Consider the following 26,046-nt stretch of genomic DNA (forward strand, 5'->3'; position numbering starts at 1 on the left):
GTGAACAGTGCGCGATTCCGGCTGGTTCAGCAGACAGTGGCGCGCCGTCGGCGACACCCTGGTCTTGTGAGAGTCGCGGTGGTCACCGAGTCCTTCCTTCCCCACATGAACGGCGTGACCGGTTCGGTCCTGCGGGTGCTCGAGCATCTCGAGCATCGCGGGCACGAGGCCTTCGTCGTCGCGCCTGGCGCGGGGCGACGGCATCCGCTCGCCGTTCCGGGTCGAGCGGTGCGGTCGATCCCGATGCCCCGGTATCCCGCCGTGCGCGTGGCGGCCCCGCCCGTGGTCTCGGTCGCGCGGGCGCTGCGAGAGTTCCGCCCAGACGTCGTGCACCTCGCATCGCCGTTCCTTCTCGGCTGGCAGGGGCTTCTCGCCGCCGAGGGCCTCGGGCTGCCGAGCGTCGCCGTCTATCAGACCGATGTCATCGCCTACACCGAGCGCTACGGCGTGCCCCACGCCACGGCGCTCACGGCTGCTCACGTGCGGCGGCTGCATCGCCGCGCGACGCTGACGCTCGCTCCCGCCGACGCGGCACGGCGGCAGCTGCAGGACCTCGGTGTCGATCGCGTCGCGATCTGGGGCCGCGGGGTCGACGGCATCCGCTTCGCGCCCCACCGCCGCGACGAGGCGTGGCGCGGGCGGGTCGTTCCGGAAACGGCCGACGGCGACGTCGTGGTCGGATATGTCGGGCGGCTCGCCCCCGAGAAGCAGATCGAGGACCTGGCGGCGCTCAGCTCGCTGCCCGGCGTGCGACTGGTCATCGTGGGCGACGGGCCCTCGCGGATGAGTCTGGAGAGCCTCTTGCCGGATGCCGTCTTCCTCGGCCATCTGCACGGGGACGAGCTCGCCACCGTGATGGCCAGCTTCGACATTTTCGTGCACCCGGGCGAGAGCGAGACGTTCGGCCAGACCATCCAGGAGGCGCAGGCGAGCGGTGTACCGGTGGTCGCGACGGGTCGCGGCGGCCCGCTCGACCTGGTGCGCAGCAGTGTCGACGGGTGGCTCTACCGGCCCGGCGATGCCGACGACCTCCGCAGCCGGGTCGCCGACCTGGCGGGGGACGCGGCGAAGCGGCGCGCGTTCGGCGCGGCGGCCCGGGAGGCCGTCGCCGGGCGCACCTGGGAGAGCCTCGGCGATGCCCTGCTCGGCCACTACGAGCGTGCGGGCGAGCTGCATGCGATCGACCGTGCCCGGCGGGCTCGCGTGTGGCCGCGCGCCGAGCTGCCCGCCGCGGGCGACGGACCCCCGCTGTGGCGGCGCTACGTCGCGCTGGGCGACTCGATCACCGAGGGGCTCTGCGACACGTCGCGCATGCCGGCGGGGATGCACCGGGGATGGGCCGATCGTCTCGCTCAGCTGCTCGCCTCGGCGGCGCCGCGAGCCGGTGGGGGAACCGCAGCCTTCCAGTACGCGAACCTCGCGGTGCGCAGCAAACGGGTACGGCACCTCGTCGACGAGCAGGTTCCGGCGTGCCTGGCGCTGCGGCCCGAACTCGTCTCGGTGCTCATCGGTGCCAACGACCTCGTGCAGGCCCGGGTGGACGTCGCGAGCGTCGCCGACGAGGTCGAGATCGCGGTCCGGCGGTTGCGGGAATCCGGGGCGGACGTGCTGCTCGCCACGGTGTTCCTTCCGGGGCGGGCCGCAGCGAGCATCTTCGCGCGGCGCTTCGCCGCCTACAACGCCCGGCTGCGAACGATCGCGTCGAGGACGGGCGCCATCCTGGTCGACCTCGAGGCTGTGCCGGAACTCGCCCGCCTCGAGCTGTGGGCCGACGACAAGGTGCATCTGCGCTCGCGCGGGCATCGGCTCGTGGCCTATCGCGCGGCGGAAGCGCTCGGGGTGCCGCACGCCGAGGCGCTCGCCGAGCTCGACGAGGCCTTCCATCTCGACGACGATCCCGTCGTGCCGGGAACGTGGCTGCGTCGCGATGCACTCCCGTGGATGTGGCGGCGCCTGCGCGGCCGCACGGCCGGCGACGGCGTCGCCCCCAAGCTCCCCGCCTACGTGCGCATCGGCCCCACGGCCCCGCGCCGCTCGTCCCTCCCGCAGCAGTAGCCCGCCCCGACCCGCCCCGCCCCGCCCCGCCCCGCCGGGAGCGACGCGCGGTCAGGGGCGCCAGCGGTACTCGGCCTCGGGCCGGCCGGGGGCCCCGTAGCGCTGGGCCCGTTCGGCGCGGCCGGCGTCGGCGAGGTGCTCGAGGTATCGTCGCGCCGCGACGCGCGACATCCCGAGCGCCTCCGCAGCCTCGCGGGCGGACAGGGCTCCGGCCTCGCGGAGCCGGTTCGACACGCGCTCGAGCGTCTCGGGAGAGAGCCCCTTGGGGACGGGCGCCGTGACCGGGCGCAGCGCCCCCAGCATCGCGTCGATCTCGGCCTGGGTCGCCGCGCCCGTGGTCTCGCTCGCGCGCTCGCGGTAGCGCGCGTACTGCGACATCCGTTCCTGGAAGTCGGCGAAGGTGAAAGGCTTCACGAGATATTGCACCGCGCCGAGGCCGACGACCTGGCGCACCACGTCGGCATCCCGCACCGAGGTGATCGCGATGACGTCGACATCCCGGGCTCGCGCGCGCACATGGCGCAGGACGTCGAGTCCCGATCCGTCGGGCATCGTCATGTCCAGAAGCACGAGGTCGATCTCGTCCGTGGCCGGGCTGTCGAGGAGGGCTCGCAGGGCGGCACGTGCGCCGCTGCACTCGGCGACGACCCGGAATCCGTCCAGCCGCTCGATGTAGTGGCGGTGGAGGTCGAGGGTGAGGGCTTCGTCGTCGACCAGCAGCACGCCGATCATGTTTCCCTCCTCGGCAGGATGACGCGGAACGTCGTCGGGTCGTGATCGAGGGTGAGGCTACCGCCGGCGTCGTCGACGATCGCTGCGACGAGGGCGAGACCGACACCACGTCCTTCGGCGCCGGCGGGTTTCGTGGAGAAGCCGTGCTCGAAGATCCGGCGCCGGAGCTCGGGAGGGACGCCGGTTCCCGAGTCCGACACGGCGATCTCGAGCTCGTCCTCCTCGGTGCGCGTCATCCTGATCTCCACCCAGCGCGGTTCGGGCCCGCCGGCGGCGGCGTCGAGCGCATTGTCGATGAGATTACCGACGACCGAGACGGCGTCGACCGGCGAGAGCACCGAGCGAGGCGCGTCGGGTTCGATGCGGGAGCGCCACCGGATGCCGCGTTCCTTGGCCTGCGAGGCCTTGCCGAGCAGCAGCGCCCCGACGGTCGGGTCGCCCTCGCGGCGGGCCGCGACCTCGTCGACCAGCACCTGACTCTGCCGCGAGGTCTCGGCGAGGATCTCGATCGCCTCGGGGGTGCGACCCAGCTCCAGCAGGGCGATGGCGGTGTGCATGCGGTTGCCGTGCTCGTGGGTCTGCGCCCGCAGGGCTTCGCCGAGCGTACGGAGCGACTCGAACGACGAGACGGCGTCGCGGACGGCGCCGGCGGGCAGGTCTCCGGTGACCTGCCGCGTCGCCCGACGCGCGACGACGGCTCCGACGAGACCAGCCGCCAGGAGCGCGGCCGCGATGCCGACGACGACGAGGATGCGGGGCCCCAGAGTCGCCGCGATACTGCCGATGGTCACGCCGACAGAGACCCACCCGACGACGGCGCCGCCGCTCTCCACGGGCACGATGGTGCGGATCGAGGGGCCGAGGGTGCCCGTGAACTCCTCCGTCAACGCGCGTGACGTGGTGGGGATCGAACCCAGGTAGCGCTCGCCGATCCGCTCGGCGTCGCGGTGCGTGATCCGGATGCCGCTCGGGTCCATGATCGTGACGAAGTCGACGCGGGCATCGACGATCACCTGTTCGACCTGGGGCTGCAGCTCCGCGGATGCGAGGTCGCGGTCGCCGGCGGCGAGGAGGTCGGCGACCTGCGCCGAGTCGGCGACGGTCTGCGCGACGGCCTGGGTGACGCGCTCGGCCTCGGACCGCGCGGACCGCTGGCCGTCGGCGATGAGGATGCCGGCGATCGCCAGGGTGAGGAGCGCCACGGCCACCGCGACCGCGACGAACACGAGCGAAGCGGCGCTGCGGGTGCGCGTTGTCATGCCGCTCTCGCTCTCGTCGTCGTCGTCGGGTGCTGCCACGTCGCAGGCCGTGACCAATACGACCATAAATCGGCGTCCGGGCGGAACAGCCGGACGCTGAGAGCGCACCGACAGAGACGTCGGCATCGGACAACGACTGTTCAGCTGGAGGAGACCATGGCTCTCACATCATCTTTCCGCCTGCCGGGGTACAACGCCCGGAAAGGCAAGCAGGCCTGGGACAAGCACACGTGGCTCTACGTCTCGGTCATCCTGGCGGTCGTGCTGGGCGCGGTCGTCGGCCTCGTATGGCCTTCCTTCGCCGTCGGTCTCGAGCCGCTCGGCAAGGGCTTCGTCAACCTCATCAAGATGATGATCGCGCCGATCATCTTCTGCACGATCGTCGTGGGGGTCGGCTCGATCGCGAAGGCCGCGACGGTCGGGCGCATCGGCGGTCTCGCGCTGCTCTACTTCATGGTGATGTCGACCTTCGCCTTGGCGATCGGACTCATCGTGGGCAACATCATCCACCCGGGTGAGGGGCTCAACATGCAGAGCGCGGTCTACGACGCCGGGGCGGCGGCCGAGGCGAAGTCGACGACCGACTTCCTGCTCGGCATCATCCCGACCACGTTCTTCTCGGCGTTCACCGGTGAGAGCGTGCTCCAGGTGCTGTTCATCGCGCTGCTGGTCGGCTTCGCGTTGCAGGGACTCGGCGAGAAGGGCGCCCCGATCATGAGCGCCGTGAAGAACCTGCAGACGCTGGTCTTCCGCATCCTCGGCATGATCCTGTGGCTTGCTCCGATCGGCGCCTTCGGTGCGATCGCCGCGGTGGTCGGCAAGACCGGTGTCGCCGCCATCGTGAGCCTCGGTGTGCTGATGATCGCGTTCTACATCACGTGCATCGTCTTCATCGTCGCGGTGCTCGGCACGCTGCTCTACGCCGTGGCGCGGATCAACATCTTCAGCCTGATGAAGTACCTCGCCCGCGAGTACCTGCTGATCGTCGGGACCTCGTCGAGCGAGTCCGCGCTGCCCCGCCTGATCGCCAAGATGGAGCACGTCGGCGTCTCGAAGCCGGTCGTGGGTATCACGGTCCCCACGGGATACTCGTTCAACCTCGATGGGACGGCCATCTACCTCACGATGGCGTCGCTGTTCATCGCCGCCGGGATGGGCGCTCCGATGTCGATCCCCGAGCAGATCGGACTGCTGGTCTTCATGATCATCGCCTCGAAGGGCGCGGCCGGAGTCACCGGCGCCGGCCTCGCGACCCTCGCCGGCGGTCTGCAGGCGTACCGGCCCGACCTCGTCAACGGCGTCGGCGTGATCGTCGGCATCGACCGGTTCATGTCGGAGGGTCGCGCGCTGACCAACTTCACCGGGAACGCGGTCGCGACGATCCTCATCGGAACCTGGACCCGCGAGTTCGACCGCGACCAGGCCCGCGCCGTGCTCAGCGGCGAGCGCCCCTTCGACGAGGCGATGCTCACCGGTCACGGTCACGACGGGATGTCGAACGACACCGGCGCCGTCAACACGCAGGGACTCGGTGACGCCGCCCTCGAGGAGGCCGCGGCGAAGGAAGAGCGCGCTCGCCTCCGCCGCGAGGCCGCGACGCGCTGACGGTTCCCGATCTCCGGTGGCCGCGGATCCGAGAAATCGGATGCCGTGGCCACCGGCATTCTCGACGGCAGGCGAAACCGGCTCGTCGGCGCGCAGGGCGGCGGGCCCCGCGAGGAGAAGGTGGAACGCGACCGCTCAGAATGGCGGGGCCCCGGGGCCGGGTGGCTCTGTGGACGTGAAGGCGACCGTGAATGCGACGAGGGGTGGTGGTGCGTCTTCGCGATAGACCCGCCCGGTGGGTGAGGTCCAGATCAGCCTTCCGCCGGGGAGTTGTCGTACTCGCCATCGGGTGTGGTGTTTGACGTCGTGGTGTCTCTTGCAGAGGTTCGCGAGGTTGCACACGTGCGTCGCGCCGCCGTCGGATGCGGCGATGGTGTGGTCGATCTCGCAGCGGATGGCGGGTTGCCGGCATCCGGGGAACCGGCAGTGCCGGTCTCGGGCTCGCAGCAGCCGCACCATGGCAGCGGTGGGCCGGTAGCTGTCGCATTCGAGGACGGTTCCGGTGACCGGGTGGGTGAGAAGCCGGTCCCAGGAGGTCGCGTTGCCGGCGAGTTCGCGTGCGGTGTTCGCATCGATGGGGGAGCGCCCCGCCAGATCGGCAGGCCCCTCGTCTTGCCCCATGAGTGTCAGCGCGGACACGGCGACTTGCACGTGTGCCCGGATCGCCCCGAGCGTTCCGCCGCCGTCACCGGTGCCAGTCGGGTCGAGCGCCGGCGATCCAGTCAGGAGGAGGTCGCAGAACACGTCGGCGCGGACCTGATCGATCGTGCGGGCATCGTCGACGAACGACGACCCGTCGCGAATCGTCGTGTCGGCGCCGGGTGAGCCGCCGTTCGCGTCGGCTCGAACGCCAGGCGCCTCGGCTCGAGCGTCAGGGGCGTCGGCTCGAGCGTCAGCGCCGCCACCCGCCCCGTCAGCCTGGGCCCGCGCGTTGATGATCTCCCGGGCCTGCCGGGTGAGCCGGTCCACGATCCCGTCGGCGATCACGGTCGGCAGCGTCGCGATCAGGTCCGACATCCCGTCTGCTCCGACCTGCACTCGCACGCACCGCCCCGCCGCGGCCTCCTCGTGCCGCTCGGTGAACGACCGCGGGTGCATCTGCTCCGCCAGCATCCGCAATGTCTCCAGCACCCGGTTGGGCCTCTCGCCCTCGCACCGCTCGATCGCGACCCGCTCGAACTCCGCCCGGCCCTCTGCGGGCACGAGGCATCCCGTCTCCTGAATCACCCGGACATGCCCGCGGACGATGCGCCCGGCTTCCCAGGCCGCCATCGTCACCGGGTAGTTCTCAACCAGGTCCCGCGCTTCGTCGATCCGCCGCTGCAAAGTGCGGTCGGTCGTGACGAACACTCCGGCAAGTTCCGCGGCGATGCCCCGCAGCGCCATCTCGCGCGCCTTGACCTTCTCCGACGCACCCGCGGCCTGCTTCTCGGCCAGCAGCCCAGCCGCTGCGAGCACCCGAACTTCACGAATCTGCACGGCTCGCGCGGCATCCGAAACGCCCTCGGCATCCGCGACCAGCTGAGCGAGCGCGTCGACATCGCTGTCGCTGCCCATCCCGCAGCCTGCCCGGCTACCGATCCCATCATTCGAATGCATGTTCGAATACTGTCACGAACCTCCGACATCGCCCCGCCACTCTGCACACACCCCGAAGCGCCCGAGAAATACAGGCGGGGCTCGGACGCGTCAGCATCCGAGCCCCGTTCGCGGGCGGCCGTTCGGCGTCACCCGCTCTTGCGGCGGAACTCCCGCTTCGTCATGGCACCGTGCGACGCGTGCACCGACGAATCGCCGTCGAGGTGTGCCTCTCCGGTGCGGTGCTGGGCGTTCTTCTTTTCGAGCGCCTCGCGGAACTTGCGCTTCACATCGTCGGATGCCGCGCCCGCGGGCTTGTCTGCTTCGCTCATGAGGCCACGATACGCAGGCGAGGGTCTCGCTGGTAGGCTGGGGCAGGTTGCCGTCCGGCACCCGCTCAATTCAACACTGAGCTCATGGAGCGGATCCGGCAGGAAGCTGGTCCCCTGTGGTGGGTTCCCATCCCGATCGAATGCCGATCGCGGAGATGGTGATCTTCGACTGGTGACCAGCGCAGGCGGTTCTCGCGGTTTCGTCCGCGCGCCCATATCTGCCCCGCTCCTTCGCACGATCTCGTGCGCGAAACGCGCGTGCGAGTCTAAACAAAGAAGGAGGGACCTCTTGGAAGGTCCAGAAATCACCGCAGCCGAAGCCGTCCTCGACAACGGCCGCTTCGGCACCCGCACCGTCCGGTTCGAGACCGGACGCCTGGCACAGCAGGCGCAGGGCGCCGTTGCCGCCTACCTCGATGAGGAGACGATGCTCCTCTCGGCCACCAGCGCCGGAAAGCACCCGCGCGAAGGCTTCGACTTCTTCCCGCTCACCGTCGACGTCGAAGAGCGCTCGTACGCCGCCGGCAAGATTCCCGGCTCGTTCTTCCGCCGCGAGGGACGCCCCTCGACCGAGGCGATCCTCGTCTGCCGTCTGATCGACCGCCCGCTGCGCCCGTCGTTCGTCGACGGCCTGCGCAACGAGGTCCAGATCGTCATCACGGTCCTCTCGATCGCACCCGGCGAGTACTACGACGCCCTCGCGATCAACGCGGCATCCGCTTCGACGCAGATCTCGGGCCTGCCGTTCTCCGGCCCGATCGCCGGTGTTCGCCTGGCGCTCGTTCCCGGTCACGGTGAGCACGAGGACCAGTGGGTCGTCTTCCCGAACCAGAAGGTCGTCGAAGAGGCCGTCTTCGACCTCACCGTCGCCGGCCGGGTCCTCCCCGACGGCGAAGTGGCCATCATGATGGTCGAGGCCGAGGCGACCGAGGGCAGCTGGAACCTCATCAAGGGCGGCGCCGTCAAGCCGAGCGAAGAGGTCGTCGCACAGGGCCTCGAGGCCGCCAAGCCCTTCATCAAGCAGCTCGTCGAGGCGCAGGCTTCGATGGCGGCATCCGCGTCGCGTGAGCCGGGCGTCTACCCCGTCTTCCCGCCGTACGCCCCGGAGGTCTACGACTTCGTCGCCGAGCGCGCCTACGGCGAGCTGACGAGCGTCTACCAGATCGCCGACAAGCAGGAGCGCCAGAACGCCGACGACGCGATCAAGGACCGCGTCAAGGGCGAGGTCGCCGCTGCCGTCGAGGCCGAGCAGCTCCCGGCGTCCGCGCTCGCGGAGTTCTCCGCCGCGTACAAGTCGGTCACCAAGAAGATCGTCCGCGGCCGCATCCTCAGCGAGGGCGTCCGCATCGACGGTCGCGGCCTGGCCGACATCCGTCCGCTCGACGCCGAGGTGCAGGTCATCCCGCGCGTCCACGGCTCGGCGATCTTCCAGCGCGGTGAGACCCAGATCCTGGGCGTCACCACGCTGAACATGCTGAAGATGGAGCAGCAGATCGACTCGCTGTCGCCCACGACAAGCAAGCGCTACCTGCACCACTACAACTTCCCGCCCTACTCGACCGGTGAGACCGGCCGCGTCGGCAGCCCGAAGCGTCGCGAGATCGGGCACGGCTTCCTCGCCGAGCGCGCGCTCGTGCCGGTGCTGCCCAGCCGCGAGGAGTTCCCGTACGCGATCCGTCAGGTCTCCGAGGCCCTCGGGTCGAACGGCTCGACCTCGATGGGCTCGGTGTGCGCCTCGACCCTCTCGCTGCTGAACGCCGGTGTGCCCCTGCGCGCCCCGGTCGCCGGTATCGCGATGGGTCTCGTCTCCGACCAGGTCGACGGTGAGACCCGCTACGCGGCGCTGACCGACATCCTCGGCGCCGAGGACGCGCTCGGCGACATGGACTTCAAGGTCGCCGGCACGAGCGAGTTCGTCACGGCCATCCAGCTCGACACGAAGCTCGACGGCATCCCGTCGTCGGTGCTCTCGGCCGCGCTGACCCAGGCCAAGGAGGCTCGTCTGACGATCCTCGGCGTCCTCAACGCCGCGATCGACAGTCCCGACGAGATGGCACCGACCGCCCCGCGCGTCATCAGCGTCCAGATCCCGGTCGACAAGATCGGTGAGCTGATCGGCCCCAAGGGCAAGACGATCAACTCGATCCAGGACGAGACCGGCGCCGACATCTCGATCGAGGAGGACGGCACCGTCTACATCGGCGCGACCGACGGCCCCTCGGCCGAGGCCGCTCGTGCCCGCGTGAACGCGATCGCCAACCCCACCAACCCCGAGGTCGGCGAGCAGTTCCTGGGCACCGTGGTGAAGATCGCGACGTTCGGCGCGTTCATCTCGCTCCTGCCCGGCAAGGACGGACTGCTGCACGTCAGCGAGGTCCGCAAGCTCGCCGGCGGCAAGCGCGTCGAGAACGTCGAAGACGTCCTGGGCGTCGGCCAGAAGATCCTCGTGCGCATCACGAAGATCGACGACCGCGGCAAGCTCTCCCTCGAGCCGGTTCTCGAAGAGACCGCTGACCAGGACGGCTCGGCCGCTGCGAGCGAGGGCCCCGAGGCTCCCGCCGAAGGCTGAATCTCCTGATCACCCGGATGCCCGTCCCCGTCTCGGGGGCGGGCATCCGTCGTTCCCAGAGCGGCCGTGATGAAACAGTTATCTGGAATTCACGGCCCGTTCGCGACAATACGCGCCCACCGGTGCGGGGTGTCCTACTCTCGAAGTGCGCGCCGAGGAGCCGCGCCCCGCGATTCCTCGGTGTCGACGGAGGTGTGTGATGTCGGGGGACCGGGTGGCTCAGGTCGCAGCCGCTGGTGCGCCCGCCGCGGCCGTGCATCCCTCCAGCCCGATCCCGGTGCACGGCAAGCCCGTGGGCGCCGACATCCGCGTCGACCTGGCCGAGACCGGCAAGCGGATCTTCCCCCTCATCCTCGGCGGCTCCGAGTTCGGGTGGACCATCGATCTCGCAGCGAGCCACGCCGTCCTCGACGCTTATGTGCAGCGCGGCGGCAACGCCCTGCACACCTCCGACGGCTACGCCTCGGGTCGCAGCGAGCACATCATCGGCCGCTGGCTCTCCAGTCGGGGAAACCGCGACGACATCGTCGTCACGGTGCGGGTGGGGGGCAACCCCGACAATCCTGGGCTCGGCTCGGTGAATCTCGTACGGTCGGTGGAGGCGTCGCTCGGCCGGCTGGGCATCGATCGCATCGACCTGCTGTACCTGGATGCCGCGACCGACGGCGTCACGGCGCTCGAAGACACTCTCGCGACGGCGGAATGGCTCGTCGAGAGCGGGAAGGTCGGAGCGCTGGGAGCGGCCGGATACACCGCGATGCAGCTCGTCGAGGCCCGCATCCTGTCCTCCGCGGGATACCCGCGTTTCGCCGCACTGGATGTTCCCTACAACCTGCTGCACCGGTCGGAGTTCGACGGTGACCTGCGTCTCATCGCCGGCGCCCAGGGCCTCGCGGTGACGCCCTCGCAGGCTCTCGAGCACGGCTACCTCACCGGGAGCCATCGCGATCGTTCCGGTCTGTCGTCATCGGTGCGCGGCTCGCAGCTCGCCGCATGGATGAACCGTCGCGGCGCCCGGACGCTGAAGGCGCTCGACCGCATCTCGGAGGAGCTGTCGGTCTCGACGGCAGCGATCGCGGTCTCCTGGCTCCTCGCGCAGCGCGTCGTCACGGCGCCGATCGTCAATGCGAGCCGGCCCGCGCACGTCGACCAGCTCGTGCAGGGTGTCGGCGCCCGGCTCGGTCGCTCGCACCTCGCGGAGATCGCGCGCGCCGTGGAGTGAGCCGATCTGTGATCCCGCGGAGCGCCTGTCGGAGGGGTGACGTAGGGTGGATGGCGCCCTGTTCATCGTTTCGAATCGAGCTTCTGTGACGCAGTATCTCTACCTCGTGCGCCACGGAGAGCATCAGGACGCCGAGCACGGTCTCGAAGACGGCCCGCTCTCGCCGCGTGGACGCCGTCAAGCCGAGCTGCTGGCCGATCGCATCTCCGGCGTTCCCCTCGACGCCGTCTGGCACTCGCCGCTCGAGCGCGCCCAAGAGACGGCGCGCGCCGTCGCCAAGCGCCTGCCGGCCCTGGCTCCGCAGGCGTCGTCTCTGCTGTTCGACTGCGTCCCGACCGGTATGACGCCCGATACGCCCGCCGCCTACGAGCCCTTCTTCGGGTCGTACACCGAGGCCGAGACCGAGGCGGGCGCAGCGCAGATGGCGGATGCGGTGGGGGAGTTCCTCGCTCGCAAGCCCGACGCCCACGAACTGCTGATCACCCACAACTTCGTCATCGCCTGGTTCGTGCGCGAGGTGCTGCAGGCGCCCGACTGGCGGTGGTTGACGATCAACCAGGCTCACTGCGGGCTGACCGTGCTCGCGCAGCGCCCCGGCCGCCCCTGGACGATGGTCTCGCACAACGACCTCTCGCACCTCCCTGTCGAGCTGCGCACCGGCCTTCCCGACATCCTTCCCGTCTGAGCCGATGGCCGAGGCGCCCGCCGAAGAGCCCCGTAACCCCGCGCAGCTTCAGCCGCATGATCCCGCGTGGGCCGTCGAGGCGCGGGCGATCCTCGATCGCGTCCACAACGCTCTCGTCGGGCTGCCGGGAGTCGACGCCGCCCGCTTCGACCACATCGGGTCGACCGCGGTACCGGGACTCGACGCCAAGCCGATCATCGATCTCCAGGTCAGCATCCTTCCCCTGCCGGCCGAGGACGAGCTCAGCGCGCGACTGGGACCTGTGGGCTTCCGTCGCGAGTGGGGGTCTCGGCCTGATTCTCCCGGTGTCAGCCGCGACATCCCGCGTGGTGCCGAGGACGTTCCCGATGAGGTCTGGGAGAAGCGGCTGTTCGTCGCGCGCGGCGCCGACGTGATCCTGCACGTGCGCCGCTCCGATTCGCCATGGGCGCGCGAGACGGTGCGATTCCGCGACGCCCTCTGTGCCGACCCCGTGCTCAGCGCTCACTATCAGGACCTCAAGCGCCGACTGTCGGCTGCGAACGCGGGCAAGGCCGATTACGACGACTACACCCGAGCGAAGACGGCGTTCTTCAGCAACATGCACGGCTGATCCGCGGCGCGAGCCCGGCTCCTGCCGATTGGACGCGGCGCGCACCGAACCGGAGAATCGATCGGTGCTCGATGGTCCTCTGCTCGCCGACTGGCTTCCCGTCTCCGTCTCCGCGCTGATCTTCCTCATCGTCGCGGCCGGGGTGGCCGGCTGGGTCGACGCGGTCGTCGGCGGGGGAGGGCTGATCCAGCTCCCCGCCCTCGTCATCGGCGTGCCCAAGGATGTCGCGACGCCCTTCATCCTCGGGACGAACAAGCTGTCGTCCTTCGCGGGCACGCTCTCGGCCAGCTGGGTCTATCTGCGCCGCATCCGCGTGCAACTGGTCCTCCTCGTGCCGCTTGTGGCCGGCGCATTCGGGGGGTCGGCCGTGGGGGCCGCGCTGTCGCGCTACGTCCCGCGGGAACTGCTGACGCCGATCGTGCTGGTCGCGGTCGTGGCGGTCGCGATCTACACGCTGCTGAAACCCAAGATGGGCTTGAACCACGAGCCGCGCCACGAGTCGCGTGCGGCGATCGTGTGGCGCTCGGCGCTCATCGGAATCGTCGTCGGCTTCTACGACGGCATCCTCGGTCCCGGCACCGGTTCGTTCTTCGTCATCCTGCTCGTCGCCGTGCTCGGATACGGCTTCCTCCAGGCGAGCGTCAACGCCAAGATCGCCAATCTCACCACGAATCTCGCAGCGCTCCTCGTCTACGGGGTGCACGGCGAGATCCTCCTGCTGCTCGCCGTCGTCATGGCGGCGGCGAACATGACGGGCGGGTTCATCGGCGCTCGCATGGCGACGAAGAACGGCAGCGGCTTCGTGCGGATCGTGTTCCTCGTCGTGCTGTCGATCCTCGTCGTGAAGCTCGCTTGGGACACGTTCATGCAGTTCGCGCCCGCGTAGGCTGGTGGTCATGACCACGCGCGTGGCCCTCGTGGGCGGCACCGGAAAGCTCGGCGGCATCATCCGAGACGTCATCGAGGCGTCGGAGGGCTTCGAGATCTCGGCGGTCCTGACGAGCCGCAGCAGCCTCGACGAGCTCGACGGCGCCGACCTCGTCGTCGACGCCTCGACCCCGGCCGTGTCGACGGATGTCGTGCGTGCAGCCATCCAGCGCGGCCTCAATGTGCTCGTCGGCACGTCGGGCTGGTCGCAGGAGCGGATCGCGCAGATCCGCCCCGCTGCGGATGCTGCGGGCGTCGGAGTCGTCTTCATCCCCAACTTCTCGCTCGGCTCGGTCGTCGGCAGCGCCCTCGCCGCTGCAGCCGCCTCGCTCTTCCCCTCGATCGAGATCATCGAGGCGCACCGCGACACCAAGGTCGACTCTCCGAGCGGTACCGCAGTCCGCACGGCCGAGCTCATCGCCGCTGCCCGCACCGGCGTCGGTCCGGTCGAGTCGCCCCACGCGGACCAGCGCGCCCGCGGACAGAAGGTCGCCAGCGTCCCGATCCATTCGCTGCGCCGGCCCGGCGTCATCGCCCGCCAGGAGACGATCCTCTCGGGCCCGGGCGAGGCCCTGTCGATCGTGCACGACACGATCGAGCCCGCGCGAGCCTATGAGCCCGGCATCCGAATCGCGCTCGACGCCGCCCGAGACGCGCGGGGCATCACCGTCGGGCTCGACAGCTTCATCGACATCGGGATCCGGCCGCCCGCCGCGACGAACGAGAACGCGCCGACCGACGAGGGCGACGTCCCGGGTCAGGTCGCGCGAGCCACCGGAGCATGAGCGCCCGCATCCTGGCGTTGATCATGGCGGCGCTGCTCGCCATCTACATCGTCTTCGTCGCGCAACGCGCCGTGCTGCTCGTCATGTCCGGCGAGCCCGTGGGCATCGCGATGGGCGTCGCGCTGATCGTCCTTCCGGTCATCGCCGCATGGGCGTTATGGCGCGAGCTGGTGTTCGGCGCGAGCGCGTCGCGGCTCGGCAAGCGGCTCGAGCAGGAGGCGGCGCTTCCCGTGGAGACCATCGATCTCGCTCCGAGCGGCCGACCGGACCGCGCCGAGGCCGACGCCCTGTTCCCGCGCTACCGAGAAGCGGTCGAGCAGGCGCCCGAGGACTGGCGAGCGTGGTTCCGGCTGGGCCTCGCCTACGACGGCGCCGGCGACCGCCGGCGCGCACGACAGGCGGTCCGTACGGCGATCGCCCTCGAGCGAGCCGAGCGGAACGCCTGATTCAGCGCGGCGGGACGACGGCGCGGATAGCGTCCTCCACGCGCTCATGCGTGAAGACGAAGCCCGACTTCTGCAGGACCGCTGGAGCCACGTCGGTGTCGTTGGTCAGCAGCGCCTCGGTCGCATCGCGTCCGAGGACGAGGCGGAGCCCCCACTCGGGAGCGCGGACCAGGTATGGGCGGTTCATCCTCATGGCCAGAGCGAAGCCCAGGTCGTTGGCCGTCGCGCGCGTCGGCCCGGTGAGGTTGACCGGACCGGCGACGTCGGCGTCGATGAGGTGACGGATGGCTGCGACCTCGTCGACGAGCGAGATCCAGGGCCACACCTGCGTGCCTCGACCGATCGGTCCCGACAGACCCGCTCGGGTCAGCAGCATGAGCGGCTTCAGCACGCCTTCGGGATGCACGACCGGCGCCGTCCGCAGGAGGACCACGCGCGCGTGCTCACGAGCGGTCAGTGCAGCCGCCTCCCACTCCCCGCACAGATCGGCGAGGAACGAGTCGCCGCGCGGCGCGGTCTCGGTCATGCGGACGCCGGGCCGGGTCGGGTAGTAGCCGACGGCCGATGACGACAAGAACACCGGCGCATCCGATCCGAGCGCGCGGACGGCTGTTGCGAGCGTCTCGGTCGGGAGCAGCCGCGACCACACGAGCTCGTGCTTGTACGAACGGGTCCACGGGAAGCGACCGATGCTCGCGCCGTTGAGCCCCACCACGGCGCGGGCCCCGTCGAGCACCGCGGGGTCGAGCGGGCGCTCTCCGGGGAACCATTGAACCTCGTCGGCGGCGACAGGGGAGCGGCGGACGAGACGCGTGACCTCGATCCCGTCACCGCGCAGCGCGTCGACGAGGGCGCGTCCGATCAGACCGGACGCACCCGCGACGACGACACGGCCCGCCGAGCCCTGATCAGCCAAGCGTCGCCTCGAGGGTGATCTCGATGCCCGCGAGGGCGGCTGAGACGGGGCATCCGCTCTTGGCCTCCTGGGCCAGCCGGTCGAAGTCCTCGGCCGACAGGCCCGGGACCACGGCGTTGACGTTCAGGTGCGAGCCGGTGATGCCGGTGCCCGGGATGAAGGTGACCGATGCCGTCGTCTCAACGGACTCGGGCGGCGTGCCGTTCTCGGCCAGAGCGTGGGAGAGAGCCATCGAGAAGCAGGAGGAGTGGGCGGCGGCGATCAGCTCCTCGGGGGTGGTCACCGCGCTGGAGCCTTCGCTGCGCGCCTTCCAGTTGACCTCGAACGGGCCCTGGTTCGAGCTCTCGAGGGCGATCTGTCCCGACCCCTCCGTGAGGCTGCCCTTCCAGCTGGTGGTTGCTTCGCTCGTGACGCTCATGACTCTCCTGTTCGCAGATGGCACCTCGGGTGCCGTATCGAGACGGCGCGGTGTGCGCTCGCGTCGAGCCTAAGTCGGTCGGCCGCCCGTCGGAACGTCTTGACAGGGTCCGTCGGCGGGCTCAGACCGAGGCGGAGTCGGCCCGCAGTCGCAGGATCTCGAGGTGCACGACATCCCGTCGCGGTGCGCCGCCGAATCTGGTCCGCACGACCCCCCGTCCGTCGAGGACGAGCGTGGTGGGCGTCTGCGCGATCTGGAATCGACGCGCGATGTCGGGGCGGTCGGTCACGTCGATGTCGAGGTGGACGACGTCGTCGGTCTCCCGGGCCATCTCCGAGAGCGTGCGATGCACCGCGGGGCACCGGTGGCAGGTCTCCCTGCTGAATTGCAGGAGCGTCGCCGTTCGACCGAGGGCATCGGGGTCGGCGCCGAGTCGACGCGGGTCGACGACATCAAAACGCGGGATGGGATAGGGCCGTGAGGCGCGCCACCGCAGGAAGACTCCGATCCCGCCTGTTACCGCTAACAGACAGGCCAGGACGACCGCCACCGCCATGAGTTCCACAACAGCCCAGAGTAGACCTTCGGGGGGAGCCGGAAGCACTCGGGCGCCGGGGGTAATCTGAGAGTGTGAGCGACGCCGAGCAGACCCCGACCAGCCCCGAGATCGAGTTCCGCAGCGATGTGACGGTCGAGCTCATCCGCTCGAGTGCCGCCGACTCGGACGTCCTGTTCGCGGCTCGCGTGTCGACGCAGGGGGAGCAGACCCTGGATGCCGCGGCCGCCGGCACCGAGGCCTCCGGTCGCGATCGCGGCCTCATCAACTACCTCATGCGCGACCGCCACGGCTCGCCCTTCGAACACAACTCGATGACCTTCTACGTGCAGGCGCCCATCTTCGTGTTCCGCGAGTTCATGCGGCACCGCATGGCCTCGTACAACGAGGAGTCCGGCCGCTACCGCGAGCTGCGCCCGGTGTTCTACGTCCCCGCCCGGGAGCGCAATCTCAACCAGGTCGGCAAGCCGGGCGCGTACGAGTTCCTGCCCGGCACCGACGAGCAGTTCGCCGTCGTCGACGAGAGCACGCGCCAGGCGTCGATCCAGGCGTACGAGGCCTACCGGCTGATGCTGGATGCCGGCGTCGCCCGCGAGGTCGCACGCATCGTGCTGCCGCTGAACATCTACTCGTCGATGTACGTGACGGTCAACGCCCGTTCGCTGATGAACTTCCTGTCGCTGCGGACCAAGGTCGAGGGAACGCATTTCCCGTCGTTCCCGCAGCGCGAGATCGAGATGTGCGCCGAGAAGATGGAGACCTTCTGGCGCGAGCTCATGCCGCTCACGCATGCGGCATTCAACGCCAACGGCCGCGTCGCTCCCTGACGGGTCGGAGGGCGACGTCGCGGGACCGACTCAGACGAATCGGCCCAGGCTGATGCCCGCGTACGCGAGCGCCGCGACCGTCTCGCCGTCGTCGATCCGTCCCTCGGCGACCTGACGCACGGCCTCGGCGAACGGGATCCACACGACGCGCTCGATGCCTTCTTCCCGCTGGGATGACGCCGCGTCCTCCGCCTCGGCGAGGCCGCGCGCGAGAAAGACGTGTTCCGGGGCGACCGCGATGCCGTTGAGCGCATTCATCCGGCCGATGGCCTCCCACGAGGCGGCTACGAGGCCCGTCTCCTCGAGCAGTTCGCGCTTCGCAGCCACGAGCGGTTCCTCGCCGTCAGTCCCGCCCGCCGGCACCTCGAGCGAACGCCCCGTCGTGTAGCGGTCGACCTCCACGAAGCAGACTCGGTCCTGCTCGTCGACGGCCACGACGAAGACGGCCGGATGCCGCATCTCGACGACGCCGTAGATTCCGTCTCCCGCCGGCCCGGTCACCTCGTCCTCGCGAACGGAGATCCACCGGTTCTCGTACGTCGTGCGGGTGCTTCGCGTCGTCCACGCCATGCCGCTACCCTAGGGGGCCCCTCGCCCCGCGATACATCTGTCGGACCGGCGGGGCTGGTGTCGCGTCGGCCGGCCCCTGAGGCGCATCCTGCACCGCGAGTCCGACGGTTGTATCCGACTCGAGGTCGCTCGGCGCTCCTCCCCAGTCCGCAGCGGGTCCGCTCCCTCCACAGACGGCCGATGTCCGGAGCGACGAGATCGCGTTCGCGGCGAACGTCGGTGAATGACCGGATACGAACTGGCCACGAGAATCCGTGCGATGGGCGGGTGCGTGCGGTCGCGCTGGTTGACCTCGCGAGGCGTCACTCGTTTGCAGCTGGCGCGGGCGGTCGAGAGGGGCGCGCTCATCAGGGTCCGGCACGGTGTCTACGCGGTTCCGGATGCCGAGCCGGCTGTCCTCGAAGCCGCTGCCCACGGCGGCGAGGTGTGCTGCGCTTCGGCGTTGCGACGGCGCGGCGTGTGGGTGCTCGAGCCGCAGGGACGCCTGCACGTGCGGGTCGGGCGTGCAGGGCGGGTGCACGCGCACCCGGGATGCCGCTGCGTCACGCATCACGACGGGGACCCAGCGGCATTCGGTGCCGTCTCGCTCGTCCACGCGCTCGTGCAGGCGGCCTCATGCCTCGGTGCGGAGGTGTTCTTCGTGGCGTTCGAGTCGGCGTGGCGGCTCGGCCTGCTCACGCGCGCAGACCGGGCGGAGGTGCGCCTGGCGCTCCCGGCCCGCTTCCGATACCTCGTCGATCTCGCTCGTCCCGATGCCGACAGCGGGCTCGAGTCCCTCCTGCGGCTGCGCCTCTCGCGGCTGGGCATCTCCGTCGAGAGTCAGGTGCTCATCCCGGGCGTGGGGCGGGTCGACTTCCTCGTCGCGGGGTGCCTCATCATAGAGGTGGACGGCCGTCTCAACCACGAGGGCACGTCGCTGCGGCACAAGGATCTCGTGCGCGACGCCGAAGCGGCGGCGATCGGCTACGAGACTCTGCGCTTCGACTATGCCCTCGTCGTCTTCGACTGGCCCCGCGTCGAGCGAGCCGTCCTCGCGCGTCTCGACGCGATCCGCCGACGCCGCTGACGCAGTCGCGATACATCCGTCGGACCGGCGGGGCGGATGTCGCCTCGCGGCGCTGCCATGCCGCCACCAGCACCTCCGGTCCTGCGAACGTATCGGCGACCAGGAGTCAGCCCGTCGGTCATACGCGATGCAAAGGCGGAACCGATACCCTGAGACCATGACGCACTCGGGCAATCCCTTCGGACAGGTCCTCGTCGCGCTGGTCACTCCCATGACCGCCGACGGTGAGGTCGACTGGCCCGCCGTCGAGAAGCACATCGACGACGTCATCACCGCCGGCGCCGACGGCATCGTCGTCACCGGTACGACGGGCGAGACGAGCACGCTCACCGACCCCGAGAAGCTCCGCCTCGTCGAGGTCGGCAAGTCGGTCTCCGCCGGTCGCGCGAAGATCATCACGGGCGGTGGCTCGAACGAGACCGCGCACGCGATCGAGCTGTACAAGGCCAGCGAGAAGGCCGGCGCCGACGGCATCATGATCGTCACGCCGTACTACAACAAGCCCACGCAGGCCGGCATCCTGACGCACTTCCGCCTCGTCGCCGATGCGACCGACCTGCCGGTCATCCTCTACGACATCCCCGGACGCACGGGTGTTCCGATCAAGTACGAGACGATCCTGCGCCTCGCCAAGCACCCCAACATCCTGGCGGTCAAGGACGCGAAGGGCGACTTCAGCGAGGTCAGCCGCGTGCTGAACCAGACCGACCTCATGTACTTCTCCGGTGACGACGCCAACGTGCTGCCGCACCTCTCCATCGGCGCGAGCGGCCTCATCGGCGTCACGGCGAACATCACCGCGACCCCGTACCGCACGATCGTCGACGCGGTGAACCGGGGCGACCTCGCCGCGGCGACCGCGGCGCACAAGAGCCTCGAGCCCCTCGTGCGCGCCGTCATGACGCACGTCCCGGGCACCGTGAGTGCGAAGTACATCCTGCACGGCCTGGGCCGCATCTCGAGCCCACGCGTGCGGCTGCCCCTCGTCGGCCCCGAAGAGTGGGAGGCCGCCATCATCGAGGACGAGCTCGCCCTCGTCTCGGGCGTCCCCGGCGCCGACTTCTCCAACTTCCGTCCCGACCGTAACGCCGCCGCCGGCGGTGCCCTGCCCAAGGTGCACGGGACGACCCGCTAGACGAAAACAAATGAGGATGCCGCATAGGTCGGCGTCCCGAGGAAGCGTGCCAATGCCCACGAACGTCTTCAGCCCGCCCGCTCTCGAACCCGGAACGCTGCGGGTGTACCCGCTCGGAGGCCTCGGCGAGGTCGGCCGGAACATGACCGTCTTCGAGTACGAGGGCAAGCTCCTCGTCGTCGACTGCGGCGTGCTCTTCCCCGAGGAGCACCAGCCGGGCGTCGACCTGATCCTGCCCGACTTCGAGCCGATCAAGCATCGCCTCGACGACATCGTCGGTGTCGTCCTGACCCACGGCCACGAGGACCACATCGGGGCGGTTCCCTACCTGCTCAAGCTCAAGGGTGACATCCCCCTCATCGGCTCGGGACTCACGCTCGCCCTCATCGAGGCGAAGCTCAAGGAGCACCGCATCCGCCCCTACACCCTGACGGTCACCGAGGGGCAGGAGGAGCAGGTCGGTCCGTTCGACCTCGAGTTCATCGCGGTCAACCACTCGATCCCCGACGCGCTCGCGGTCGCCGTCCGTACCCCCGCGGGGCTCGTCCTCGCGACGGGTGACTTCAAGATGGATCAGCTCCCGCTCGACGGCCGCATCACCGACCTGCGTGCCTTCGCGCGACTGGGCGAGGAGGGCGTCGACCTGTTCCTCGTCGACTCCACCAACGCGGACGTCCCCGGCTTCACGCCGACCGAGCGCGGCATCGGTCCCGTTCTCGACCAGGTCATCAGCAAGTCGCCGCGCCGTGTCATCGTCGCGAGCTTCTCGAGCCACGTGCACCGCGTGCAGCAGGTCGTGGATGCCGCGGCCGCGAACGGTCGCCGCGTCGCCTTCCTCGGCCGCAGCATGGTCCGCAACATGACCATCGCCGAGAACCTGGGGTACCTCAACGTCCCCGACGGCGTGCTCATCGACTACAAGAAGGCCAAGGACCTGCCCGACGATCGCATCGTCTACATGTCGACGGGCTCCCAGGGCGAGCCGATGGCCGTGCTCTCGCGCATGGCCAACCTCGAGCACGCGATCGAGCCCGGGCCGGGAGACACCGTCATCCTGGCGTCGAGCCAGATCCCGGGCAACGAGAACGCGATCTACCGCGTCATCGACGGGCTGACCAAGCTCGGCGCGAACGTCGTGCACAAGGGCAACGCCAAGGTGCACGTGTCGGGACACGCCGCCGCGGGCGAGCTGCTGTACTGCTACAACATCCTCAAGCCGCGCAACGTGCTCCCGGTGCACGGGGAGTACCGTCACCTGATGGCGAACGCGAAACTCGCGCAGGACACCGGCGTTCCGGAGGATCGCACGATCCTGGCCGAGAACGGTACCGTCGTCGACCTCAAGGACGGCGTCGCGGAGGTCGTCGGCCAGCTCGACATCGGCTTCGTGTACGTCGACGGCTCGACCGTGGGCGAGATCACCGACGCCGATCTCAAGGACCGTCGGATTTTGGGCGAGGAAGGCTTCATCTCGGTCATCGTCGTCGTGGACGGCAAGACGGGACGAGTCGTGAGCGGCCCGGACATCCACGCGCGTGGTGTCGCCGAGGACGACGCGGTGTTCGAGGGCGTCAAGCCGAAGATCGCGGCTGCGCTCGCGGAGGCCGTGCAATCGGGGACGCGAGACAACCACGCGCTCTCACAGGTCGTCCGCCGCACGATCGGCCGCTGGGTGAATCAGTCGCTCCGACGTCGCCCGATGATCGTCCCGGTCGTCATCGAGGCCTGACCCGCGTCGTTCCGCGGTAATGGGGGAACCCCCGCGTACCGTGGAGGAATGGCCAGGAGCACGAACGCGCCCTCCGGACGCCGCGCACCGGCGAAGACCTCGACCTCGCGCGCCCGCAAGAGCGAACCGACACCCAAGCGATACGTCGACGAGGCCGACCGGCCTCCGGTGATCGCGCGCGCCTGGATGGGGCTCGCCCACGCCACGGGCGGAATGTTCCGTGCATTCGGACCCGAGACGCTCGAGAAGGACCAGCGTCGCGACGGGCTGCCCTTCCTCCTCGTGCTGCTCGCGATCGCGGGCGCCGCGGTCGAATGGTTCATGATCGGAACCGAGGCCGGCACGCTCGTGAGCGCCTACACGGTGGGCTTCCTCATCGGTCGTGAGGCGTTCATCATGCCGGTGCTGCTGCTCTTCCTCGCGGGCTGGCTGTTCCGGCATCCCGCGTCGGTCAACAACAACGGGCGTATCGGCATCGGCTTCGGCCTGTTCATCCTCTCTGTGGCGGGGTTCTGCCATGTCTTCGGCACGCGCCCCGAGCCCAAGGCCGGTGCGCTCGAGCTGAGCGCGTCGGGCGGGTTGTTCGGATGGGCCGTGGGGGAGCCGCTGACCATTCTCACCGTCTACGGGGCTGCGGCCGTCCTGGGTCTCGTCACGGTCCTCAGCATCCTCATCCTCACCAAGACGCCGCCGAACCGTATCGGCAGCCGCCTCGGCGACCTGTACGCCTGGATGTTCGGCGCCGAGCGTCCGGCCGCCGACCCCGATGGCGACGCTCCGACCGTCGCCTTCTCGCCGAAGAAGGGCAAGAAGGCGACGCCCGCGGAAGTGGACGACGACGAGGACGAAGACGCGCTGCCGTGGTGGCGTCGCAACAAGAGCGGCCGCGAGGAGGATCCCGACGACGGCAGTGCGTCGCAGGACCTCACCGAGCTTCTCGGCCCCTCCGTCGCCGGTTCTGTCGCCGGCGGATTCGAGCAGGCCGTCGCCACGCCGCCCCCGCTTCCCGACGCGCCGACCGAGATCATCGACCCCTCCGTCATCGAGCGGGCGGCCACGGCCGCCCGTTCCGGCCGGCCGGCCGACACCGCCGTGCGCGATGACCACGACACCGGTGAGATCGAAGAGCTGCCCGGGCTCACCGGCCTCGGCGGCGACTTCCACGGTCAGCCCCCGGCGACGCCGTACCGCCTGCCCGCCGTCGCGGCGCTCGGCGCCGGCACCCCCGCCAAGACGCGGTCCGAGGCGAACGACGCGATCGTGCGGGCCATCACCGGTGTCTTCGAGCAGTTCTCGATCGACGCCAAGGTCACCGGGTTCTCGCGTGGGCCGACAGTCACGCAGTACGAGATCGAGGTCGGGCCCGGCACCAAGGTCGAGAAGATCACGGCCCTGACGAACAACATCGCCTACGCCGTCGCCTCGAACGAGGTTCGCATCCTCGCGCCCATCCCCGGGAAGAGCGCGATCGGCGTCGAGATCCCCAACACCGACCGCGAGATCGTCACGCTCGGAGACGTGCTGCGCTCGAACGCCGCGACCTCGTCGACCCACCCGATGACGATCGGCGTCGGCAAGGATGTCGGCGGCGGATTCGTCGTCGCGAACCTCGCGAAGATGCCTCACCTGCTCGTCGCCGGTTCGACCGGATCGGGTAAGTCGAGCTTCGTGAACTCGATGATCACGAGCCTGCTGATGCGGGCGAAGCCCACCGACGTCCGGATGGTCCTCATCGACCCCAAGCGCGTCGAGCTCACGAGCTACGCCGGCGTGCCGCACCTGATCACCCCCATCATCACGAACCCGAAGAAGGCGGCCGAGGCGCTGCAGTGGGTCGTGAAAGAGATGGACATGCGGTACGACGATCTCGCGTCTTTCGGCTTCCGTCACATCGACGACTTCAACAAGGCCGTCGTGGCCGGTGAGATCCAGCTCCCGGCGGGCAGCGAGCGCGTGCTCAAGCCGTACCCCTACCTCCTGGTCGTCGTCGACGAGCTCGCCGACCTCATGATGGTCGCTCCGCGCGACGTCGAGGACTCGATCGTCCGCATCACCCAGCTCGCACGCGCCAGCGGCATCCACCTCGTGCTCGCGACCCAGCGACCGTCGGTCGACGTCGTGACGGGCCTCATCAAGGCCAACGTGCCGTCACGGCTCGCGTTCGCCGTCACGAGCGTCACGGACTCCCGCGTCATCCTCGACCAGCCCGGCGCCGACCGGCTCATCGGTCAGGGCGACGCCCTCTTCCTGCCGATGGGCACGTCGAAGGCCATCCGTGTGCAGGGCGCGTGGGTGGCGGAGTCGGAGATCGAGAAGGTCGTCGCACACGTGAAGGGCCAGGCCCAGCCGGAGTACCGCTCCGACGTGGCCGCGGTCGCCGAGAAGAAGGAGATCGACGCCGACATCGGTGACGACCTCGAGCTGCTGCTCGCCGCCGCCGAGCAGATCGTGTCGACCCAGTTCGGGTCGACGTCGATGCTGCAGCGCAAGCTGCGCGTCGGGTTCGCCAAGGCCGGACGCCTCATGGACCTCCTCGAATCTCGCGAGATCGTCGGGCCCTCGGAGGGTTCGAAGGCGCGTGACGTCCTCGTCACCCCCGACCAGCTGCCGGCCGTCCTGGCACGGCTGCGGGGAGAGGACCCGCCGGCTCCCGCGGCTGCCGCTCCCGCCGGCGGCGCCGTCGACCCCGTCGAAGCGCAGTTCGAGGGGCTGGAGGTTGTCGACGGTGACGACGCCTCCGAAGACGCCTGGGGCCTCACCGGACGCGACTGACGGATAGGCTCGGCTCCGTGGCGATCCCTCGGCAACTGCCCAACGCGATCACGATCGCGCGCATCCTGTGCGCCCCCGTCTTCCTCTGGCTGCTGCTGGTCGACGGGGGAGCGGACGGCGCTTTGCGCTGGTGGGCCGGCGTGCTCTTCATCGTCGCGATCGCGACGGACGGCATCGATGGGTACCTCGCCCGCAAGTACCGCATCGTCACGGATCTCGGAAAGCTGCTCGATCCGATCGCCGATAAGGTTCTGACCGGCCTGGCCTTCGTCGGGCTCTCGATGCTCGGCGAGCTTCCCTGGGCGGTCACCATCGTCGTGCTCGTGCGCGAGCTGGGCATCACCGTGCATCGGCTCATCGTCGCGGGCGATCACGTCGTCGCCGCGGCATGGATGGGCAAGCTCAAGACCGTCGCACAGGCGATCGCACTGTCACTGGCCCTCCTGCCGCTGTGGACGATCGTCGGCGACTGGATCCACGTGGTCAACGGCATCGCGATGTGGATCGCCGTGCTGCTGACCGCCGCGAGCGGCATCGATTACGTCATCACCGCCGTCCGCGGCGCGCGACGGAGCGGAGTGGGATCGTGACGGCGCGCGAGCATGTCCACGACCTCCCGGATGATGTCGAGGCGACACTCGTCTCGCCGGGTCGGCGCACCGACGCTGAGCGCCTCATCGAGCGACTCGGCGAGCTGGGGTGGACGCTCGCCGTGGCCGAGTCGCTGACAGGCGGACTCGTGGTCGCCGAGCTCGTCGCGGTCTCGGGAGCGTCGTCGGTGGTGCGCGGCGGAGTCGTCGCCTATGCGACCGAGCTGAAGCAGCGGTTGCTCCACGTCGATGGCGCACTGCTCGAGGCGCATGGGGCGGTGCACCCGCGGGTCGCGCGTCAGATGGCCGAGGGTGCGCGCGCCGCGCTCGGGCCGGGCGATGCAGTGGCGGATGTCGGCATCGCCACGACCGGTATTGCGGGACCGGGCTCACCTGATGGACAGCCCGTCGGAACGGTGCACATCGCGGTGGCGACGGCGCTCGGTGTGCGGGTCGAGAGCCTGCACCTCGGGGGCGACCGTGCGCAGATCCGCGCGGAGGCCACCGCCCGGGCGATCCGGTTGGCGCTCGACGCGCTGTGACGGAATAGACGAGCGGCGATCGCGGTTCTTGTCATCGTGAGCAGCGCATGTCAACTCTCATCCGACCCACAGCAGGTGCGGGCTAGGGTGGCGTGCTGATGAGATACCGTTGTCCACCCGGGACAAGCCAGCACCACG

At 69.8% G+C, this 26,046-nt stretch carries 24 protein-coding genes; 16 read left to right on the plus strand and 8 right to left on the minus strand.

Annotation, left to right across the window (positions count from 1 at the left end):
* The first annotated feature begins 78 nt into the window (after positions 1-78).
* Positions 79-2,055: a glycosyltransferase gene (locus P6897_RS04915; protein WP_282502274.1), complete on the plus strand. Its 1,977-nt coding sequence runs from the start codon at positions 79-81 to the stop codon at positions 2,053-2,055.
* A gap of 51 nt (positions 2,056-2,106) precedes the next feature.
* Here P6897_RS04915 and P6897_RS04920 read toward each other — a convergent pair whose 3' ends face one another.
* Together P6897_RS04920 and P6897_RS04925 are read right to left on the minus strand one after the other, a co-directional pair.
* Entirely contained in the window at positions 2,107-2,787 is a 681-nt protein-coding gene (locus P6897_RS04920) for a response regulator (RefSeq protein WP_282502275.1), read from the minus strand.
* A complete protein-coding gene (locus tag P6897_RS04925) occupies positions 2,784-4,085 on the minus strand; it encodes an ATP-binding protein (protein ID WP_337994940.1) in 1,302 nt (433 codons plus the stop codon). Before P6897_RS04925 ends, P6897_RS04920 begins: the two co-directional genes overlap by 4 nt.
* 117 nt (positions 4,086-4,202) lie before the next feature.
* Between P6897_RS04925 and P6897_RS04930 the strand changes: the two genes are divergently transcribed.
* Positions 4,203-5,651, plus strand: a complete 1,449-nt coding sequence (locus tag P6897_RS04930; protein ID WP_112613717.1) for a cation:dicarboxylase symporter family transporter — start codon at positions 4,203-4,205, stop codon at positions 5,649-5,651.
* 135 nt (positions 5,652-5,786) lie between these two features.
* On the opposite strand, the gene P6897_RS04935 is transcribed toward P6897_RS04930, so the two are convergent.
* Complete coding sequence (locus P6897_RS04935) at positions 5,787-7,208, minus strand: HNH endonuclease signature motif containing protein (protein ID WP_282502276.1); 1,422 nt, start codon at positions 7,206-7,208, stop codon at positions 5,787-5,789.
* A 170-nt stretch (positions 7,209-7,378) separates the two neighbouring features.
* Positions 7,379-7,561: a DUF5302 domain-containing protein gene (locus P6897_RS04940; RefSeq protein WP_036304634.1), complete on the minus strand. Its 183-nt coding sequence runs from the start codon at positions 7,559-7,561 to the stop codon at positions 7,379-7,381.
* A gap of 289 nt (positions 7,562-7,850) precedes the next feature.
* Here P6897_RS04940 and P6897_RS04945 point away from each other — a divergent pair, with 289 nt between their 5' ends.
* The 7 genes from P6897_RS04945 (at position 7,851) to P6897_RS04975 (ending at position 14,787) form a co-directional block, all read left to right on the plus strand.
* Entirely contained in the window at positions 7,851-10,130 is a 2,280-nt protein-coding gene (locus tag P6897_RS04945; RefSeq protein WP_112613723.1) for a polyribonucleotide nucleotidyltransferase, read from the plus strand.
* Positions 10,131-10,344: 214 nt separating this feature from the next.
* Entirely contained in the window at positions 10,345-11,352 is a 1,008-nt protein-coding gene (locus P6897_RS04950) for an aldo/keto reductase (RefSeq protein ID WP_240309668.1), read from the plus strand.
* An 85-nt stretch (positions 11,353-11,437) separates the two neighbouring features.
* The gene (locus P6897_RS04955) at positions 11,438-12,037 is read left to right on the plus strand and encodes a histidine phosphatase family protein (protein ID WP_112613727.1); all 600 of its coding nucleotides are present in this window, start codon (positions 11,438-11,440) and stop codon (positions 12,035-12,037) included.
* Between the two features lie 4 nt (positions 12,038-12,041).
* The gene (locus P6897_RS04960) at positions 12,042-12,629 is read left to right on the plus strand and encodes a GrpB family protein (RefSeq protein ID WP_282502278.1); all 588 of its coding nucleotides are present in this window, start codon (positions 12,042-12,044) and stop codon (positions 12,627-12,629) included.
* Between the two features lie 64 nt (positions 12,630-12,693).
* Positions 12,694-13,515, plus strand: a complete 822-nt coding sequence (locus P6897_RS04965; RefSeq protein ID WP_112615043.1) for a TSUP family transporter — start codon at positions 12,694-12,696, stop codon at positions 13,513-13,515.
* A gap of 10 nt (positions 13,516-13,525) precedes the next feature.
* Positions 13,526-14,341, plus strand: a complete 816-nt coding sequence (gene dapB / locus P6897_RS04970; protein WP_282502279.1) for a 4-hydroxy-tetrahydrodipicolinate reductase — start codon at positions 13,526-13,528, stop codon at positions 14,339-14,341.
* The gene (locus tag P6897_RS04975; protein ID WP_282502280.1) at positions 14,338-14,787 is read left to right on the plus strand and encodes a tetratricopeptide repeat protein; all 450 of its coding nucleotides are present in this window, start codon (positions 14,338-14,340) and stop codon (positions 14,785-14,787) included. The genes dapB and P6897_RS04975 overlap by 4 nt, the downstream gene beginning before the upstream one ends.
* Position 14,788: 1 nt before the next feature.
* Here the strand turns inward: P6897_RS04975 and P6897_RS04980 are convergent, their stop codons facing one another.
* The 3 genes from P6897_RS04980 to P6897_RS04990 form a co-directional block, all read right to left on the minus strand.
* Positions 14,789-15,703, minus strand: coding sequence for a TIGR01777 family oxidoreductase (locus P6897_RS04980; protein ID WP_114587983.1), 915 nt, complete (start codon positions 15,701-15,703; stop codon positions 14,789-14,791).
* On the minus strand, positions 15,696-16,121 hold the full coding sequence (locus tag P6897_RS04985) for an OsmC family peroxiredoxin (protein WP_023951786.1): 426 nt from the start codon (positions 16,119-16,121) through the stop codon (positions 15,696-15,698). The genes P6897_RS04980 and P6897_RS04985 overlap by 8 nt, the downstream gene beginning before the upstream one ends.
* A gap of 121 nt (positions 16,122-16,242) precedes the next feature.
* Positions 16,243-16,677, minus strand: coding sequence for a thioredoxin family protein (locus P6897_RS04990; RefSeq protein WP_181574138.1), 435 nt, complete (start codon positions 16,675-16,677; stop codon positions 16,243-16,245).
* A 74-nt stretch (positions 16,678-16,751) separates the two neighbouring features.
* Between P6897_RS04990 and thyX the strand changes: the two genes are divergently transcribed.
* Complete coding sequence (gene thyX, locus P6897_RS04995; RefSeq protein ID WP_282502281.1) at positions 16,752-17,504, plus strand: FAD-dependent thymidylate synthase; 753 nt, start codon at positions 16,752-16,754, stop codon at positions 17,502-17,504.
* 30 nt (positions 17,505-17,534) lie between these two features.
* Here thyX and P6897_RS05000 read toward each other — a convergent pair whose 3' ends face one another.
* Positions 17,535-18,074 (minus strand): NUDIX hydrolase, encoded by a 540-nt coding sequence (locus P6897_RS05000; protein WP_282502283.1) that lies wholly within the window; start codon positions 18,072-18,074, stop codon positions 17,535-17,537.
* 223 nt (positions 18,075-18,297) lie between these two features.
* Between P6897_RS05000 and P6897_RS05005 the strand changes: the two genes are divergently transcribed.
* From P6897_RS05005 to P6897_RS05030, 6 genes are all read left to right on the plus strand, one after another.
* Entirely contained in the window at positions 18,298-19,140 is an 843-nt protein-coding gene (locus P6897_RS05005; protein WP_282502284.1) for a type IV toxin-antitoxin system AbiEi family antitoxin domain-containing protein, read from the plus strand.
* Between the two features lie 157 nt (positions 19,141-19,297).
* Complete coding sequence (dapA, locus tag P6897_RS05010; RefSeq protein ID WP_112613743.1) at positions 19,298-20,275, plus strand: 4-hydroxy-tetrahydrodipicolinate synthase; 978 nt, start codon at positions 19,298-19,300, stop codon at positions 20,273-20,275.
* Between the two features lie 52 nt (positions 20,276-20,327).
* Positions 20,328-22,004, plus strand: coding sequence for a ribonuclease J (locus P6897_RS05015; RefSeq protein ID WP_269266686.1), 1,677 nt, complete (start codon positions 20,328-20,330; stop codon positions 22,002-22,004).
* 48 nt (positions 22,005-22,052) lie between these two features.
* Entirely contained in the window at positions 22,053-24,776 is a 2,724-nt protein-coding gene (locus tag P6897_RS05020) for a DNA translocase FtsK (protein ID WP_282502285.1), read from the plus strand.
* Between the two features lie 17 nt (positions 24,777-24,793).
* A complete protein-coding gene (gene pgsA, locus P6897_RS05025; RefSeq protein ID WP_282502286.1) occupies positions 24,794-25,366 on the plus strand; it encodes a CDP-diacylglycerol--glycerol-3-phosphate 3-phosphatidyltransferase in 573 nt (190 codons plus the stop codon).
* Positions 25,363-25,908, plus strand: a complete 546-nt coding sequence (locus P6897_RS05030) for a CinA family protein (protein ID WP_114587978.1) — start codon at positions 25,363-25,365, stop codon at positions 25,906-25,908. The genes pgsA and P6897_RS05030 overlap by 4 nt, the downstream gene beginning before the upstream one ends.
* Positions 25,909-26,046 lie beyond the last annotated feature (138 nt).

Origin of the sequence: Microbacterium sp. BDGP8, assembly GCF_029991045.1 — a bacterium.
Lineage (GTDB): Bacteria > Actinomycetota > Actinomycetes > Actinomycetales > Microbacteriaceae > Microbacterium > Microbacterium plantarum.